Source organism: Mycoplasma sp. 527 (assembly GCF_053851595.1).
In genome coordinates, this window is sequence record NZ_JBSQAY010000001.1 from 58,439 (window position 1) to 75,958 (window position 17,520).

14 protein-coding genes and 1 other RNA gene are annotated in these 17,520 nt (G+C 28.4%); 13 read left to right on the forward strand and 2 right to left on the reverse strand.

The features are described 5' to 3' along the window. Nucleotides 1–4 precede the first annotated feature (4 nt). On the reverse strand, nucleotides 5–1,201 hold the full coding sequence (locus ACWXVQ_RS00305) for a phosphoglycerate kinase (RefSeq protein WP_438340731.1): 1,197 nt from the start codon (nucleotides 1,199–1,201) through the stop codon (nucleotides 5–7). A 127-nt stretch (nucleotides 1,202–1,328) separates the two neighbouring features. Between ACWXVQ_RS00305 and ACWXVQ_RS00310 the strand changes: the two genes are divergently transcribed. From ACWXVQ_RS00310 to tuf, 3 genes are all read left to right on the forward strand, one after another. Beyond that, the gene (locus tag ACWXVQ_RS00310) at nucleotides 1,329–1,727 is read left to right on the forward strand and encodes a hypothetical protein (RefSeq protein ID WP_456013162.1); all 399 of its coding nucleotides are present in this window, start codon (nucleotides 1,329–1,331) and stop codon (nucleotides 1,725–1,727) included. Nucleotides 1,728–1,745: 18 nt separating this feature from the next. Beyond that, nucleotides 1,746–2,318: a diadenylate cyclase gene (locus tag ACWXVQ_RS00315; RefSeq protein ID WP_438340733.1), complete on the forward strand. Its 573-nt coding sequence runs from the start codon at nucleotides 1,746–1,748 to the stop codon at nucleotides 2,316–2,318. A 317-nt stretch (nucleotides 2,319–2,635) separates the two neighbouring features. Next, on the forward strand, nucleotides 2,636–3,829 hold the full coding sequence (gene tuf, locus ACWXVQ_RS00320; RefSeq protein ID WP_438340734.1) for an elongation factor Tu: 1,194 nt from the start codon (nucleotides 2,636–2,638) through the stop codon (nucleotides 3,827–3,829). Between the two features lie 53 nt (nucleotides 3,830–3,882). Here tuf and rmuC read toward each other — a convergent pair whose 3' ends face one another. After that, nucleotides 3,883–5,277 (reverse strand): DNA recombination protein RmuC, encoded by a 1,395-nt coding sequence (gene rmuC, locus ACWXVQ_RS00325; RefSeq protein ID WP_456013164.1) that lies wholly within the window; start codon nucleotides 5,275–5,277, stop codon nucleotides 3,883–3,885. 122 nt (nucleotides 5,278–5,399) lie between these two features. Here rmuC and ACWXVQ_RS00330 point away from each other — a divergent pair, with 122 nt between their 5' ends. From ACWXVQ_RS00330 to ffs, 10 genes are all read left to right on the forward strand, one after another. Continuing rightward, entirely contained in the window at nucleotides 5,400–6,146 is a 747-nt protein-coding gene (locus ACWXVQ_RS00330) for a hypothetical protein (RefSeq protein WP_456013165.1), read from the forward strand. Then, entirely contained in the window at nucleotides 6,146–7,042 is an 897-nt protein-coding gene (locus ACWXVQ_RS00335) for a Cof-type HAD-IIB family hydrolase (protein WP_456013166.1), read from the forward strand. Before ACWXVQ_RS00330 ends, ACWXVQ_RS00335 begins: the two co-directional genes overlap by 1 nt. A gap of 1 nt (nucleotide 7,043) precedes the next feature. Beyond that, nucleotides 7,044–8,297: a hypothetical protein gene (locus tag ACWXVQ_RS00340; protein ID WP_456013167.1), complete on the forward strand. Its 1,254-nt coding sequence runs from the start codon at nucleotides 7,044–7,046 to the stop codon at nucleotides 8,295–8,297. Nucleotides 8,298–8,556: 259 nt separating this feature from the next. After that, the gene (gene uvrA / locus ACWXVQ_RS00345; protein WP_456013169.1) at nucleotides 8,557–11,394 is read left to right on the forward strand and encodes an excinuclease ABC subunit UvrA; all 2,838 of its coding nucleotides are present in this window, start codon (nucleotides 8,557–8,559) and stop codon (nucleotides 11,392–11,394) included. 67 nt (nucleotides 11,395–11,461) lie between these two features. Beyond that, complete coding sequence (gene lgt / locus ACWXVQ_RS00350; RefSeq protein ID WP_456013171.1) at nucleotides 11,462–12,418, forward strand: prolipoprotein diacylglyceryl transferase; 957 nt, start codon at nucleotides 11,462–11,464, stop codon at nucleotides 12,416–12,418. A 35-nt stretch (nucleotides 12,419–12,453) separates the two neighbouring features. Then, entirely contained in the window at nucleotides 12,454–13,368 is a 915-nt protein-coding gene (locus tag ACWXVQ_RS00355; RefSeq protein ID WP_456013173.1) for an NAD(P)/FAD-dependent oxidoreductase, read from the forward strand. A 5-nt stretch (nucleotides 13,369–13,373) separates the two neighbouring features. After that, nucleotides 13,374–14,921 carry a hypothetical protein gene (locus tag ACWXVQ_RS00360; RefSeq protein WP_456013175.1) on the forward strand — a complete coding sequence of 516 codons (1,548 nt, stop codon included), beginning with the start codon at nucleotides 13,374–13,376 and terminating at the stop codon, nucleotides 14,919–14,921. Nucleotides 14,922–14,933: 12 nt separating this feature from the next. Beyond that, entirely contained in the window at nucleotides 14,934–16,487 is a 1,554-nt protein-coding gene (locus tag ACWXVQ_RS00365) for a hypothetical protein (protein WP_456013176.1), read from the forward strand. Nucleotides 16,488–16,692: 205 nt separating this feature from the next. Continuing rightward, nucleotides 16,693–17,295 (forward strand): 30S ribosomal protein S4, encoded by a 603-nt coding sequence (gene rpsD, locus ACWXVQ_RS00370; protein ID WP_438340744.1) that lies wholly within the window; start codon nucleotides 16,693–16,695, stop codon nucleotides 17,293–17,295. A 127-nt stretch (nucleotides 17,296–17,422) separates the two neighbouring features. Next, nucleotides 17,423–17,518, forward strand: an RNA gene (gene ffs, locus ACWXVQ_RS00375) — signal recognition particle sRNA small type. Nucleotides 17,519–17,520 lie beyond the last annotated feature (2 nt).

Sequence of the window (17,520 nt, forward strand, 5' to 3'; positions counted from 1 at the left end):
ACTATTACTCTTTATCTTGAATTGCTTCAAAACCGGGCATTTTATTACCTTGAATGAATTCGATAGAAGCTCCGCCACCGGTTGAAATAAAACTGAATTTTGATTGGTATCCTAGTTTGTTAATAGCAGTTACTGAATCACCGCCACCGACAACAGAGTAAGCTCTTTCATTATTTGCAATAGCTATAGCAATACCTTTTGTTCCATTTTCAAAGTTTTTGAATTCAGTTACTCCCGCAGGTCCGTTTCAAAATATTGTTTTTGCGGAAGCGATAATTTCGTTAAATAGCTCAACTGATTGTGGGCCAATATCTAATCCCATATATCCATCAGGAATGTTGATATTATCTTTTGTTGTAAATAAAGGAGTTTTATCAGCAAATTCATCAGTGTAAGCATTGTCAATTGGTAAAACAATTTTGTCCTTATATTCAATTAAATATTGTTTTGCCATTTCTACTTTGTCATCTTCACAAATTGATGTTCCCACTTTGTGACCCAACGCTTTTTGGAAGGTATATGCCATTCCACCAACAACTAGAACTTTATCAGCAACATTGAATAATTTTTCAAGTACCTTGATTTTGTCACTAACTTTTGCTCCTCCAATAATAGCAACATATGGTCTTTCGAATCCATCTAATATTTTAGATAAGTGTAAAACTTCATTGTTCATTAATAAACCAAGTGCTGATTCCTTGATGAATTTTGCAATACCTGCCGTTGAAGCATGAGCACGATGTGAAGCACCAAAGGCATCATTAACATAAACATCTCCTAGGCTAGCTCAATATTTTGCTAATTCTTCATTGTTTCCCGACTCAGCCTTATCATTTAAATCCTCAAAACGAGTGTTTTCTAAGAAAATAATTTCTCCTGGTTTTAGGTTTGAAGCTGCCTTTTTAACTTCTTCACCTCTAGTTTCAGGAATAAAGTCCACTTTTTTGCCTAGAATTTCAGAAAACTTTTCTACAACAACCTTCAACGATTTATTTAATTTGTCTTCAGGAGCTTTTATTCTTCCTAAATGTGAAAGCATAATTAGTGATGCGCCATGGTCTAAAATGTACTTGATTGTTGGCAATGCTGCATCGATTCTTTTCGTGTCCATAACCATTCCGTTAGAAACAGGGACATTAAAATCAACTCTTAGAATTACTTTTTTTCCTTTAAGTTCAATATCCTTGATTGTTTTTTTCATTTTATCTCCTATATTTTTTAGTAATTTAATATAAAATTTTTATTAATATATGTGTAATTATAATAAAATAATCTTAATTAATAATCAAACATATTAAAATGATGATTTATTGATTGTTAGGAGAAAGATGGCTCAAAAACAAAAAGATACAAGAACCCTGAATTATGATCCTGAGAGCGATAATATCTCAAGAATCATTACTGAATTTCAGTCATATAAGAAGAATGCTAAATTTTTTAAGTATTATTCTGAGATGGAAATTTTTAATTATTTTCAAAAGATGAGATTTATGAATATTATGGATGAAAGAAATAAGGAAATAATTAAGCAAGCCCAGAATAGACAAACACAATTGCAAATGAAGTATCAAACATATATTGAGTTCGATAGATGATCTGATTCTCCACAGGCAACACAAGCAAAACCAATTAGTAAACTAAGAAGAATTTTGGCAATTATTTTTGTAATAATTATTCAAATCATTGTCTTGATAATAATTATTAAATTAGCAAATGGTAATTCATAAAATTAGATGAGGTTTTTAATGGTTGAATATATTATTTTATTTTTTGTAATCTTTATTTCGGTTGTTTTATCAGTTAATTATATTATTAACATTGTAAATGCTAAGAAGAAAAATAAGTCTATTAAAAAGAGTCTTGGAAGCTCAACTAAAATTAGAATAATTTATCAATTGAGAGAAGCGCTAGAGAAGCTTTCGGCAACAAAAACTGGTGCAATTATAACAATTGAAAATAATGATAATTTAGACCCACTAAGAACAGATGGAATTATTTTGGATGCGAATATTTCTTCTTCGATCTTAATTTCTATTTTTAATAAACATAGCCCCTTACATGATGGCGCGGTTATTATAAGAAATAATAAAATTTACTATGTTGCTACATTTTATAAAATAACTAAGAAGTCAATTGATAATAAATATGGTGCAAGACATCGCGCCGGAATGGGAATTTCTGAAATGAGTGATGCTTCAACATTAATTGTTAGCGAAGAAAACGGTGGTATAACGCTTGCTGAAAATGGCGTACTACAGTCTGTTCCTTTAGAACAATTGCAAATAGTTTTAGGTAGAATTTTAAGAGATTCTAATTAATAGCTATTAATTTAGTATTATTATATTTTGTGATTTTTTGATAATTAAAAATGAAAAAACGACTTAAATTAAATTGAAAAATTTATATTACTTTTTTAAAGTTTTTATAATAAAAGTTTAAAAAAATTTTAAAAATTTTTATTTTTGTTAAAATTATTTCATTACTTATTTACTTTAAAATTCAATGTTAAACGTCTTAATTTGGACAGGACATAGATGAAAGGCTATGCTTAGGTGGTTAAACGCGTTTAATCTTAAAGATTTTAATATCTATAAAAAAATTAAAAATTTATATAGTTAACTCGAAAGGAAAGAAAATGGCAAAAGTAGATTTTGACCGTTCAAAAGCTCACGTTAACGTTGGAACAATTGGTCACGTTGACCATGGTAAAACAACATTAACAGCTGCGATAGCAACAGTTTTATCTAAAAAAGGTTTATCAGAAGCTAGAGATTACGCTTCAATCGATAATGCCCCAGAAGAAAAAGCACGTGGTATTACAATTAACACCTCACACATCGAATACCAAACAGAAAAGCGTCACTATGCACACGTTGACTGTCCAGGTCACGCTGACTATGTTAAAAATATGATTACAGGTGCCGCTCAAATGGATGGTGCAATATTAGTAGTTGCTGCTACTGATGGTCCTATGCCTCAAACACGTGAACACATTTTATTGGCAAAACAAGTTGGTGTTCCTAAAATTGTTGTTTTCCTAAACAAAATTGATATGTTTAGTGATGATGAAAGAGAAGAAATGATTGGTTTAGTTGAAATGGATATCCGTGGATTGCTAAACGAATATGGTTTCGATGGAGACAATACACCTGTTATTGCTGGTTCAGCTCTTAAAGCATTACAAGGCGACGCCGCTTATGAGCAACAAATTATGGACTTAATGGATGCTGTTGATACATACATTGAAGAACCAAAACGTGAAACAGAAAAACCATTCTTAATGGCTATTGAAGACGTTTTCACAATTACAGGACGTGGAACAGTTGCAACTGGTAGAGTTGAACGTGGTGTTTTATCACTTAACGAAGAAGTTGAAATTGTTGGATTAAAGCCAACTAAGAAAACAGTTGTTACCGGTATCGAAATGTTTAGAAAGAACCTAAAAGAAGCTCAAGCTGGGGATAATGCTGGTTTATTACTACGTGGTATTGATAGATCAGAAATTGAACGTGGACAAGTTTTAGCAAAACCTAAAACAATCGTTCCTCACACAGAATTTGAAGCTACAGTTTATGTTCTTAAAAAAGAAGAAGGTGGACGTCACACACCTTTCTTCCAAAACTATAAACCACAATTCTACTTCCGTACAACAGACGTTACAGGTGGAATTGCATTCATCGGACAACGTGAAATGGTTATGCCAGGGGATACAGTTGAATTAAAAGTTACTTTAATTGCACCTATTGCTGTTGAAGAAGGAACAAGATTCTCAATCCGTGAAGGTGGTAGAACTGTTGGTGCCGGAACTGTAACAAAGATTACAAAATAATTTTAGTTTGAAAAATATGCTGCACAATATGTGCAACATATTTTTTTATTTTTTTAAATGTCATCAGAAATTAGGGCATTTATTTTATTTTTCTTCTTTTCAGTGGTTTCCTTTATAACGGGGGCAGGAATGCCTAATTCATTAGAGTTTTTGCTAATTTTATTAATGACTTCGTTTGTATATTTATATGCTTTTCCAATCTTTTTAGATGCTTGTCCAATAGAATCTAAACCATCAATAATATTGTTATTAACAGCATTGTATTTATTTTGAATTTCGATAAATAAATCTTTAATTTTTTCAATATCTTTTGCAACTCTATAATTTTGGTTTTGAACAGAGTAACTATATATAAAAGCCATCATAAAACTTGGGCCTATTATTAATATTTTATAATCATTGAATATTGCGGGTATAAAGTTATTGTCTTGAATTAATGTTAGGTGTATGCTCTCAGATGGCAGAAATAATATGGCAAAAGGTGTAGTATTATGATATGGCTTGATATATTTATCTCTAATACTTTTAGCCATTTCTTTAAGTTTATCTTTTAATTTTTTAAGAGCATCCTTTTTATCTACTTCATTTTCCTTATCAATATATTTATTTCATGTATCTAAAGGAAATTTGCTATCAATCGGAATAATGATTTCTTGTTCTTTGGCATCAATAATATTTTTTGACCTAATAACAAAATCTACTTTTTCATCACTTTTTGGATCAATTTTATATTGCTCAAATCAGAGATTATTTTTAAGTGACGGAAAATGGTTTTCTAAAATTTGTCTTAATGAGAATTCGCCAAAATTTCCTACAGTTTTATTGTTCGAGAAGGCTTTGTTAAGATCAATAACACTTTTTTGAATAGTGCTAAATTCAGTCATGCCTTTGTTCATTTCATCCATCGAGCTCTTGATATTATTAAAATGTTCATTGATTTGTTTTGTTAATTTATCTTCAAAGTGTTTATCTATTTTTGTTTTAATTTCTTCAAATCACTCACGATTTCTTTTAGTTATATCTTCAAGTCTTGTATTAACATTTTCTCTTAAAACATTTGATAATTTATTTAGATCTTCATTTTGAACCTTATTGCTTTCTTTTATAACACTAGCTATTCGAACCAAATTATTGTTGATTATTTCATTATAAGACTTTCCAAATTCATTTATTGTTTTGTTTAATTCATTTTTTAAATTATTTATTTTATCACCAATGATTTCAGCTAAAAAAGCTTTTTGATTTAGTTCTAACTTATCTAATTTTATTTCAATATGGTTATTAATTTCATTTAGATGGTTTTGGATTTCATTTTTTATAATTTCCTCAGTTTTTGTTTTTGCCTTTTCAGCTCTTAATCTTTGTGTGATTAAATAAGATAATGTGGAAACTATTCCTATTAGTGCTAATGCACTAATTACAATCAAGGCAATTAAAAGATTATTCATATTTTTACCTCCTTATTTTTAGAATAATGCTATTAATAATTTAAACATAAATAATGTAATATTTTTTGGTTATTTCAAATATTCAAAAAATAGCCTTAATTATTATAAAATTTATTGTAATTATGAAGAAAATGCAAAAAAAAATATTTCTATCATCATTAGTTACATTACCTGTTTTTGCAACTGCACCATTAGTTGTTTCATGTAAAAATAAAAATCAAGTTGAAGAAGATAAAAGCCTTGAATTTAGTGCTATTAAACAAAAATATGAAAAGCTTAATTGAGATGATTTTCTTTTGGCTAAAAAAGTAAAAGATGAAAATATTTCTTATAAGGATTATACTTATGAATCATTCTTTGAGTGGGGTAGTGAAAAAGGGTTAAACGCCTTGGATAAAATAGAAATAAATGGTGAAAGTTCTGATTTAACATCAAAAGAGTCACAAGCGTTGGATAATAATATAACTGCTAAAAAATATATTTCTAAGGATTTTATTGATCTTGTTGATAACTATAATAAAACAAAAAATGATGATGAAAAATTGATAGTAATTTTGAGAAGTCAAAAACTCCCCTTGCCTGAAGCAGCCATATTAGTTTGAACTTGGTTAACAAAGAAAAAATATTTAAAAGAAGCCAAAAAAATTGAGGAATTAAAAAATATTAGTAGCAACAAGATTGTTCTATATGGCCATTGGTTTTATAATAGAGAATATGATAAAAATAATGATAGCAATAAAAAGTGGAAAATTGTTGGATATGTTGTCCCCACAATTAGCTTTAGTGCATTATTTTTATATATAATAATAGCAATATTGGTTAAGCGCAAGAAAATAGCTTTTAAAGCTAAGAAAGGAAGAGCTAAATAATGTATGCAATAATTAATAACAAAAAACCTGTTATTTTTAGTGATGTAGATGGTACGCTGTATCGAAATTTTGATTTAAGACCAGATACCGAATATGATATTAGGTTTGCTATTGATAATGGTGCTGATTTTAACATATGCACCGGAAATCCGGTGCAAGAGCGCATGTTAAATTTAGCTAAAAGACTAAATGTGAGATATCTTCTTTGTTCATCTGGTGCTGAAATATATGACGTGAAAAAAGCAGAGATTATTAAGAGTTGAAATATTGAATTCTCTTATTTAGAAGAAGTAATTAAAATTGCAAATGAGTTAAATTTACAAGTTATTTTTTGAGATGACAAAAATTATTTTTATCTAAAAGATGAAAAGATTATAATTGACGAGGTTATAAATTATCATTTTGTTAGTGACAAAAATAAGAAAATGATACCTAAATTATGGAAAGGTGAGTTTATAAAACCTATTAAAATTGAGTTGTATGCCATTGACGATCAGCCATCAACAACACTATATGAAAAAATATATGATAGTATCAAACACCTAAAAGATAAAATGGAAATTATTGTGACCCATTGCAATATAGAAATTAATTCGTTAGGAGTTAATAAAGGAAGTGCCGTTAGATGAATGGTTGAAAATATTTATAGCAATGAAGAAGTAATGCTAAAAGAAGCTATGACTATCGGAGATAGTAATAATGATACCCCGATGTTAAAACTTACTGATTATTCATATGCAATGGATAATTCATCTAATGAAGTATTAAAAACTGCTAAACTTTTTACAAGTGATGTAGCACAAAATGGGTTAGGAGAAGCTATTTTGGACTATTTATATCGATTAAAGAATATTACAAGAAAATATATGTTTCATGAATTTATAAAGGAGAAGTAAAATGAAGGTAACAAGAATTGGACAAAATTATATTTTAAAGGTTAATAATATTAATAAATTATCTCCTTTTTTTAATGAAACTAATGTCAAACTAGTTGACTTTTTGGGCGAAGATCAGCCGTTAGAACTAATTATATCTGATAATTTAACATTTGAGGAATTGGGTAGATTAATTCTATCTTTCTATGGATATAATAAGAATCCATATTATCCAATCTTTGATACAAGTGAATTCGATGAGAAAGAACTTAGAGAAATAACTTTTGAAACAAGAGCTCAAAAAGGCTTGATTGTCAATGTTGATGACTTTTTATTCAAAAAAATAGAATATCTTGATAAGAAATCAAATTATTTTACAGCAATATTATCCGATTTTTCGGTTGTTTCGTTTGAATTTACTCTTAAGAAGGGCATTAAATACGCCGGAGTATCATTGGCCGAAAGATTTAGCGCTATGCTAAAACAAAACACAGATGCGGTATTAAAACATTCATTAAAATTTAATAAAACAAATAGGGTCGAAAATAGTAAAAACACAAGCGTTTTTGGTATGCAACTAGCAAAATCTTTATATGATAATAATTACGTATATGCTTTCCATAGTTCTCTTGTTCCTTCCTTTGGGGAAGTTTCAGCTACGACGGAATTTTTTGATTTCGGTCTTCTTTCAAGATTAGAACTTTCAACCATATCTAAAGAAATTTCATCAATTTTTGAATGAAGAAGTAAAGATAAAATATATCAGTCATACTTTGAATACATTGCCCCTAGTTTAAATGACCATGAGTTGCTTAATATGGGTTCAATAGGTAATTTTTTTGGTTCGAAAGAATTATCAGAATCTGAACATAATGATGTAAAGAAAATTCAAGAAATTCTAAGTAATCCTGAAAAATATGCAAAATCTGAGAAAGAAATGATTGAAAAAGTTAAGAATGGTGATTTAGACTTGCCTTTTGATACTTCAAAAATTCAAACTCGTGATGATTTGAGATACGCATTTATAGAAAGTTTCGTTGAACCTTTAATTGATATGGGAATTGATGAAGCAGAAATCGTTCAAACATTGAAGGAATTTGTTGCTCAGGTTAAACAAGGAACTTTTGTTCCTGGTGTGCCCGCAATGAACATTACGGACTTTGAAGATGAGTCATTTATAAGAACTGTGCTTGAAATATATAGAGAAAAGAAGTCAGGAAGAGAAAAAACAAGAGAGCAAGAACAAGAAACAGTAGATGAAGATGAAATAAATTAGGTTAGTTCTTATAATATATTATTTTCATTATTTGCTTGTATTATAGAAATATAAAAAAATGGGCCTTAATTAAGCTAAAAATGGTCTATTTTTTTAAATATGATAATAAATATTCTTAATTTAAAATGGTAAACATTCATTATTAAATAATTAGAAATCAAACAATCCATCATGAATATCGCATTTTATTATAGATATTCATTTTTTAATTTTTTATTTACTATTTAAAAACACTAATTTATTAATATAATTCTATATTATGAAACATAATAATATTATTATTAAAAATGCAAGAGAAAATAATTTAAAAAATGTTAATCTTGAAATACCAAGAAATAAATTTGTCGTTTTCACCGGGCTTTCAGGGTCTGGAAAGAGTTCGCTAGCATTCAACACCATCTATGAAGAGGGGAGAAGAAGGTATGTTGATAGCTTATCAAATTATGCTAAACAATTTTTAGGTGGAACAAAAAAACCTGATGTGGATAGTATTGAAGGATTGAGCCCTGCCATTTCTATTGAGCAAAAAACGGTCCACAATAATCCTCGTAGTATTGTTGGCACAGTAACGGAAATTTATGATTTTTTGAGATTGTTATACGCAAGAATAGCAAAACCTTATTGTCCAAATCATAAAATTGAAATTACAGCGCAAAAAAGCCGAGATATTATTAATTATGTTTTGTCGCAAAATGAGGGTTCTAAAATATTTATATTATCTCCAATAATTAATAATCAAAAGGGCTCTTTTGCTACTACGTTAGCAAAACTAAAAAAGGACGGTTTTCTCAGAATAAAAGCTAATGGTACTATTTTGGAACTAGAAAAAGACCCAATTTTGGATAAGAATAAAAGGTGAAACATCGACTTAATCATTGACCGCTTTAGTTTATCAAATGATAAAGAAACAATGTCACGTGTTGCTGAGGCTGTCGAGATTGCTTTATTTTATTCTAATGGATTGGTGACTATTGAGGTTGTTGGAGGACAAATAAACACATATTCAACAACACATAGCTGTAAATACGGCGATTTTAATATGCCAAAAATTGAACCACGACTTTTTTCATTTAACTCACCAAATGGAATGTGTTATAAATGCAAGGGACTTGGTGTCTTGCAAAAAGCATCATGAGATTTAATATGTCCAGATAAAACAATGTCAATAAATGAAGGTGCAATATTAATTTATAAAAATATTATTAATTCTCGCAATCTTGAGTGGCAGGAATTTGATAGAATGTTAGGATACTATGGTATTCCAAAAGACGTGCCAATAGGTGATTTATCTAAGGAACATATAAATATTTTAAAATATGGCTCGATGGAGGAAATTTCCTATACTATTATTTCTGAAAATGGAATTAAATATGAACGTAACAAAAGGATTGAAGGTGTTTGTGAAAAAATTGAGCGTAAATACCTTGATACTTCATCAAATGAAATGCGAATGTATTATTCTCGTTATTTGTCTGATACTCAATGTGATGAATGTTACGGAAAAAGATTGAATAAATTTGCCCTTGCTACTAAAATTAATGGTTTGGATATATATGAATTATGCAATATGTCCATTGAAGAACTTAAAGAATTTATTAATAATATAATAATGACTGACCTCGAAAAAGAAATAACTAATCTTATTTTGCAAGAAATAAACCATAGAATAGATTTTCTTATCAATGTTGGATTACAATATTTAACCCTAAATAGAAAAGCAGAAACGCTTTCTGGCGGTGAAGCTCAAAGAATTAGGTTAGCAACACAGATTGGTGCTAATTTAACAGGCGTTTTATATGTTTTGGATGAACCCTCAATTGGTTTGCACCAAAAAGATAATGAAAAATTACTGAATTCATTGCGAAAAATGGTTAATTTAGGTAATTCCTTGATTGTTGTTGAACATGACGAAGATACAATAAGACATGCTGATTTTATAGTTGATATTGGTCCAAAAGCTGGTGAATACGGTGGAGAAATTGTTGCTAGTGGCAATATTCAAAAAATAATGAGTACAAATGAGAGCATTACTGGCCAATATCTTGCAAAAAAGCTTGAAATTAAGGTGCCAAAATCAAGGCGTTCTGGTAATGGTAAAGTATTAACATTAAAAAAAGCTACTGCTAATAATCTAAAAAATATAACGCTAAAATTTCCGTTAGGTAAATTTATTGCAATTACTGGTGTTTCTGGGTCTGGTAAATCTTCCTTAATTAATCAAGAATTGGTTAAGGAATTGGAAAACACGATGAATAGAAAGGCTTATTATAGCCTTGTTAAAAACGAAAAAATTAATGGATTTTTAGAAGTCGATAAGTTAATTAAAATTGACCAAAGTGCAATTGGGAGAACACCAAGATCTAATCCTGCTACATATACTGGTGTATTTGATGATATTAGAGAAATATTTGCTAATTTAGAAGAATCAAAAATTAGAGGATTTACTAAATCAAGATTTTCATTTAATATACCCGGAGGTAGATGCGATAAATGTGAGGGTGATGGAGTTATTAAAATTGAAATGCATTTTTTACCCGATGTATATGTGACATGTGATCACTGTGATGGTCAAAGATATAATTATGAAACTCTTGAAGTAAAATATCATGGAAAGTCAATAAATGATGTGCTAAATATGACTATCGAAAAGGCATATACATTCTTTATTCAAAAATCTAAAATTAGAGATCAATTGCAAACATTAATTGATGTGGGTTTAGGATACATAAAACTCGGACAAAATGCAACAACATTATCTGGTGGCGAAGCACAACGAGTTAAATTAGCAACTTATTTGCAAAAGAAACCTACTGGTAAATCGTTATATATTTTAGATGAACCAACAACTGGCCTTCATTCTTATGACGTACAAAATTTATTGAATGTTTTGAATAGAATTGTCGATAATGGCGATACAGTTATAGTTATTGAACATAACCTCGATGTAATTAAGAGTGCCGACTATATTATTGATTTGGGCCCTGATGGAGGTAAGTATGGAGGCAATATCGTTGCAACTGGAACACCTGAACAAGTTGCTGATGTTAGCTACTCATATACTGGTCAGTATTTAAGTAAGATATTAAAATCATCATAAAAATTTATTAAATTAAAATATAATTTTATATAAATTATATATAAGTAATTCTTTATTATTTTTTATTATGAAGGGAGAAAGTATGAAGGATTATGCAGGCGTTAGTCTTCAAGTTGGCCCTTTTCACGTATATTCTTTAACTTTAATGTTAGGTATGATATGTGCAATACTGACAGTTGCTTATTTCTGAAGAAGAGAAAAATATTCCTTTGAGCAATTAGCAATTCTGATTTTTATTGCTCTGCCTACCGCTATTGTTGGTGCGAGATTTATCTTTGTCATTCAACAACTAATTGAACATAGAGGATGACCAAATGGGCCTTGATATACAATATTTTATGTATGACAAGGTGGTTTATCTATTCATGGTGGGGTTATTACTGCTACAATTTGTTGTGTATTATACATTGTATTTTCAAAAAATCCAAAGAGGATAAATTTAAGAAAAGCATTTTCTATTATTTTACCTGCCGTTTTCATTGGTCAAGCTATCGGTCGTTGAGGAAACTTTGCTAATCATGAAGTTTATGGACAAATTATGTCTGAAACATCGTTTGCATTTAAGATATTACCTAAGTTGATTAGAGACCATATGTTTATTAATGGACACTATCGTCTTCCATTATTCCTATATGAATCAATTGCTAACTTATTTGCTTATATCTTGCTTGTTTGAATTTTAAACAATTACAACTGATTAAGACCCGGAACCACTGGGGCATTATATATTATTTTTTATGGAATTCTACGTTTCGGAATGGAACCATTACGTCAAGATAATTATGGTATCTATAAGGTAATTTCAGCTTTATATATGGTCGTTGGTACGGTTTTATTAATTCTATTCGAATTTGTAATTAAGCTAAACTTTAATGTTTATAAGGTGTATAAATATAAGAAAGAATGAACTCATAAAATATTCTACTTTATTGTTTATGAACCTAAAAATGGCAACAAAGGTCTATTAAGAAGAGATCTATTAAGTCGTAAAGAAGCAGAGGATCAAAAAATAACGTTAGCCTAAAAAACTAATGTTTATTTTTTTAAAAAAGGAGAAAAATGAAAAAAGTATTTGATGTTTTAATTATTGGTGCAGGTCCGGCTGGTTTAACAGCAGCTTTATATTTATCTAGAAATGAGTATAATGTAGCTTTTATTGAATCATCTGTTCCCGGCGGTAAAATCGCCCAACAATCTAAGATTGAAAACTATCCTGGTTTTGATTTTATAAGTGGTTTTGAATTAGCAACAAGTATGTTAAATCAAGCAAGAAAAAATGGGGCCAAATATATTTATGGAAAAGTTGTAGAAATTAGGAACATTAGCGATAATGAAAAATTAGTTATTTTAGAAAACGGCGATGAGTATTATGCACAAGTTGTTGTTATTGCTAGTGGAATGGCTAATTTAGTACCAATATCAATTGAAAATATTGAGAAGTTTAGGGGACGTGGAGTTTCTTATTGTGCTGTATGTGATGGCGCCTTATATAAAAATGAACCATGTGCAATTATTGGTGGTGGAAACTCAGCATTTGAAGAATCGACTTTTTTAGCAGCAACCGCATCAGAGGTGCACATTTTTGTAAGAGACATAGTTAGAGCTGAAGCAAAAATTATTAACGATGCAAAAAAGCATGCAAATATTTATATTCATTATAACTCTGAAATATTAAAACTTCAAGGTGAAGATAAATTAGAAAGTATTATTGTCAAAATTGATGGAAATATTCAAGAAATGAATATTAAGGCAGTTTTTCCTTATATTGGTTTTAAGGCTGCGACATCGTTTATTTCTAACAAAGAAATGTTAGATGAGCGTGGTTTTATAATAGTTGATAAAAATATGGAGACGCAATCCAAAAATATCTTTGCTGTTGGTGATGTTGTAGCTAAGGATATCAGACAAATTACAACTGCAACTAATGACGGCACTATTGCGGCAAGAGTTATTTCCTCACGTATTATCAAATAATAAGTATGTCAAAGAAAACAATTTTTAAAATTATTCCTACGATTTTTTCGCCACTTAGCGTGGCTTTTTGTAATTCTTGTCAAGTCAGCGAAGATGATAATGTTAATTTAATGGTTCCGTTTGTAGAAACCCATGAAAAAAAAGCATTTGCCACTATTGTAGAGTTAGTTAATAAATTTAATGATACCCTTGATTCAAAATATGCCAATCACAAGATTAGAATTCGCAACTCATTTGACAAAAAAAACATTAATAATAAAGTTATTTTAGAGCTAAATATCAAAGATAGTAGAACACCTTCCTTAATTCTTTCCTACCCTTCTATTGTTTCGGCTATTCATTATAATAACCGATTAGTTGAACTAACCGATATTGCAAAAAAGAGTAATATTGAGAAAAAGATTTTAGATTATAATAATCGTCTTGGTTTTGATAATCGAAATGAAATTTTTAGCCTACCTGTTGGTATTAGTTCAGAGATGCTTATTGTCAATAAAAGATTATTAATTAATTATTTTTATTTAATTTATGACAAAATCAAAGAATCATCAGAACCTTTTTTAGCTAGATTTAAAAATTTTAAAATTATTAATATAATAAGAAGTTTTATACCAACTATTGCAGATAAAAAAAATGAGGAATTAATTAATTATTTAAGTAATAAAATACTTTGCTATGATGATATGTTTAATGAGTTTGTTGATCTTATAAAAAAAATGGAAATTAATGAGGATAATACAAGTATTTTATTTGTTAAACATATCGAAAATTATATTTTTGAGACCTTATTTAAAAAAGCTGGATCTGACTTTAATAATTATTTTCTTAAATACAATCAAGATTTTAAAATAGATTATGCCAATATTTTTAAAATAAATAGGAATGAGTATGAGGAATTTAGAGAAACTCTTATGAGCTTCTATACTGCCCTAAAATCAAAAAAAATTGATATTGATGTTACAAAAAAAATAACTATTGAAGGGCTACAAGACCAACTTTTTACGTTAATAACAACCAGAGCATATAAGTATAATTTAAAATATTTCTTAAATCATCAGGATGATTTTTTGATTTTAGATGTGCCTCATCGTAAAACTAAAGAAGATAAAAAAGGCTCATTTTTTATCCAAGGTTTATTTCTCTCTGCAATAAAATCGGCTGTAGGCGCGAAAAATGAGGTCATAAATCTTTTTTTAGATTGAATGTATAATCAAAATAATAAGCATGAGCAAATTGTTGATGGGAGGCCTCTTTATTTAACGCCAATTGAATATTTGAGCTATCAACTTGATTATATTTTTCCCACAAAAAATTTTAAAAATGAGATAAAAAAACACAACTATTCAAATATTGCGAATGATTTAGTTTTAAAAAATATCTTTGATAATGACCTGATCCCCTTTAGTGATCTCATCGATATAAAAGAATCTAAATTTAGGGAATATATTAAAATATTAGTTGAGAATAACCTTATTGAAAAAATAAGAAGGGATATATCACCAAAACAAGCAATAGATGAATTTCTTGTTAAGCTAGAAGAACTTATAAAATAAAGGATAAAAAATATGAAGCTGAAATTATTTCCTAATTTCTATGAATCTACAAACAATAAAATAAATAGCAATTTCGTTAGTAGAAACAATCACATTATTGCTAAAATTAAGGCAGGATATGATAACTTTAATGAGGTTACTATTAAATTATTAGGATTTGCTATTAAGAATGTTTTATCTAATGTTAGCAAGGATAAAAAATCAATTTTAATTGCAAATGATGGCAGCCATAAATTTTTAGCTTTTTTTGAAAATGAATTAATTGAAAAAATCAATGGTGATCATATAGACTCATATGGTTATGAGAAAAATGAACCTGTTAGCAGAGCATTTTGTTCATTTACAAACAGTGTTAGCGAAGCTTTTGTGGTCATCATATATCTTCATAAATATGATAATAATAATTTTGCTATTTCGTTATATGGTAAGAATAATGAACCATTAAATCATAAAATAATTGAATATATTCTAGACGAATATACAAAAGTATCAATAGACTTAGTTAAGGATAGCAATACGCAAATGCGTAATTTAAATTTTAGGAAAATATTAAAAGAATACACTGATTTTCTTTTAAGTAAAAACTTTACTAAAAACGCTAATCATATTCTCAAAATAGGTGTAATTTCCAGTGCACTACAAGATTCATTTGTTAAGAAAATTCTTGGAAAAAATGATATTGCTTATACAGTTTTAAAAGATACATTTAAGCTTGATAAGCCTAATTATTTGAAATTTTCAATTTTTAAACTTGCATTACTTAAAAATGTCGATTATATTTTTAAATTTTCGTTTGACTATGAAAAGGTCTATTTATATAGAAGAAATAATAAACAAAAATATTTTATTCAATATGATTTGGTTGATATCTCTGACCTTGTGATAAATTATTTATCCTTTATTAATAATTACACAAATACAAACAATGACTTTAAAAATCTAAAAAGTATTGCTACATCAAATCTTTGTAAGAAGGAGAATATTACAAACATAGCTAATAAATATAAAATTAACCTTGGTTTTAGTTGAAAATTTGATTCAAAAAATATAGAAAAACCTGATTTTATGTTTTTTAATGAAGATTATCAGGTTTATTTTAGCAATGATAAAAAAATCAAGTATGATGCATTTTTATTTTTTAATATTTTAGTTGATATGTTAAATTATTATCAAACTCAAGAAATGAGATATGATGATATATGTGACCAAAATTTGGACCTATCAAATAAATTGATTATTAGTGAATTTGTTTATGATTGTCATCCATCAAATGTTGTTGACTTTGAGACTAAATTATATATGCAGGATTCAATTGCCCAATTAAAAGTTAGCACAATTGAAGATGTTAGAAAAAATTTTAAGGATAGTGATACAAAGTATGTTGCAAAGTTTAATTTTGAGCAAAGAGAATGAATGGCTATTAAATACGATGCTAAATACGAAAAATTAATTTTTGTGATTCAAGAAAAAAATAATACTAGAGGTAATATTGCAAAAAAAATCAAGAAGTTTATGTATAAATTTACAATTAAATATGATAAACCATTGATTAATTTGGCTGAATAAATATTTCTGCGAAAATAATTAGTTATTGACAATAAAAATAAGGTATAATTGTAAAGCATTGACAACAGCATAAATAATATTATTTAAAAGTTTTTTCTTTGTTTTATAAATTTGATAGTAAGGAAGCTGTTTAACCGAAATCATTAGAGAAAAAAATATAAATTAAGAATTATTTAATTGTCTTTGCATATTGAAAGGAAAAAATATGTCAAGATTCTTAGGATCAATTTTTAAAAAATCTAGAAGATATGGGACATCGCTTCTAGAAAATAATAAAGAATTCACAAAGGGTAAGAAGAGAATGACTGCACCTGGTCAACATGGTGCCAAAAGATCAAAACCTTCTGATTACCAATTGCATATGTATGAAAAGCAAAAAGTTAGATTTATGTATGGTTTAAATGAAAGACAATTCAAAAATCTATTTACTATTGCCGCTAGAAAAGATGGTGTTACAGGTATTAATTTATTGCAACTAGTCGAATCTAGACTAGACAACCTAGTATTTAGAGCAGGATTCGCTCGTACTAGAGCTCAGGCTAGACAATTTGTAAACCATAATCACGTAGTTGTTGATGGACATAAGGCAAACATACCTTCGATGATTATTAAACCAGGTTCTGTAATCGAACTTAAATCTTCATTAGAAAATAATGCAAATGTTAAAGACGCTCTTGAAGTTATGACAACCGCTGCATGATTAACTCGTGATGGGAATAAGTTTACATATACAAGAATGCCAGAAAGAAATGAGTTTGCAAAAGAAATTGATGAATCATTAATTGTTGAATATTACAACAGACGTTAAAATTTGCGCTTCGGCGCATTTTATAATTCATTTTGGGACATTTGTTAATGTTGCAAATAATGTAGTTTATTCGAAGCGTTTTTTTGTATTAATTTAATATAATAAAATGCTTGCAAATATAGTATAATAATAAAGCCATGAGAACGGTAACCTTGTAAATTGGTCAGGATAGAGATATAGCAGCCATATCGAGAAGTGCAGTGTCTTGTGGTTTTTATTTTAAGG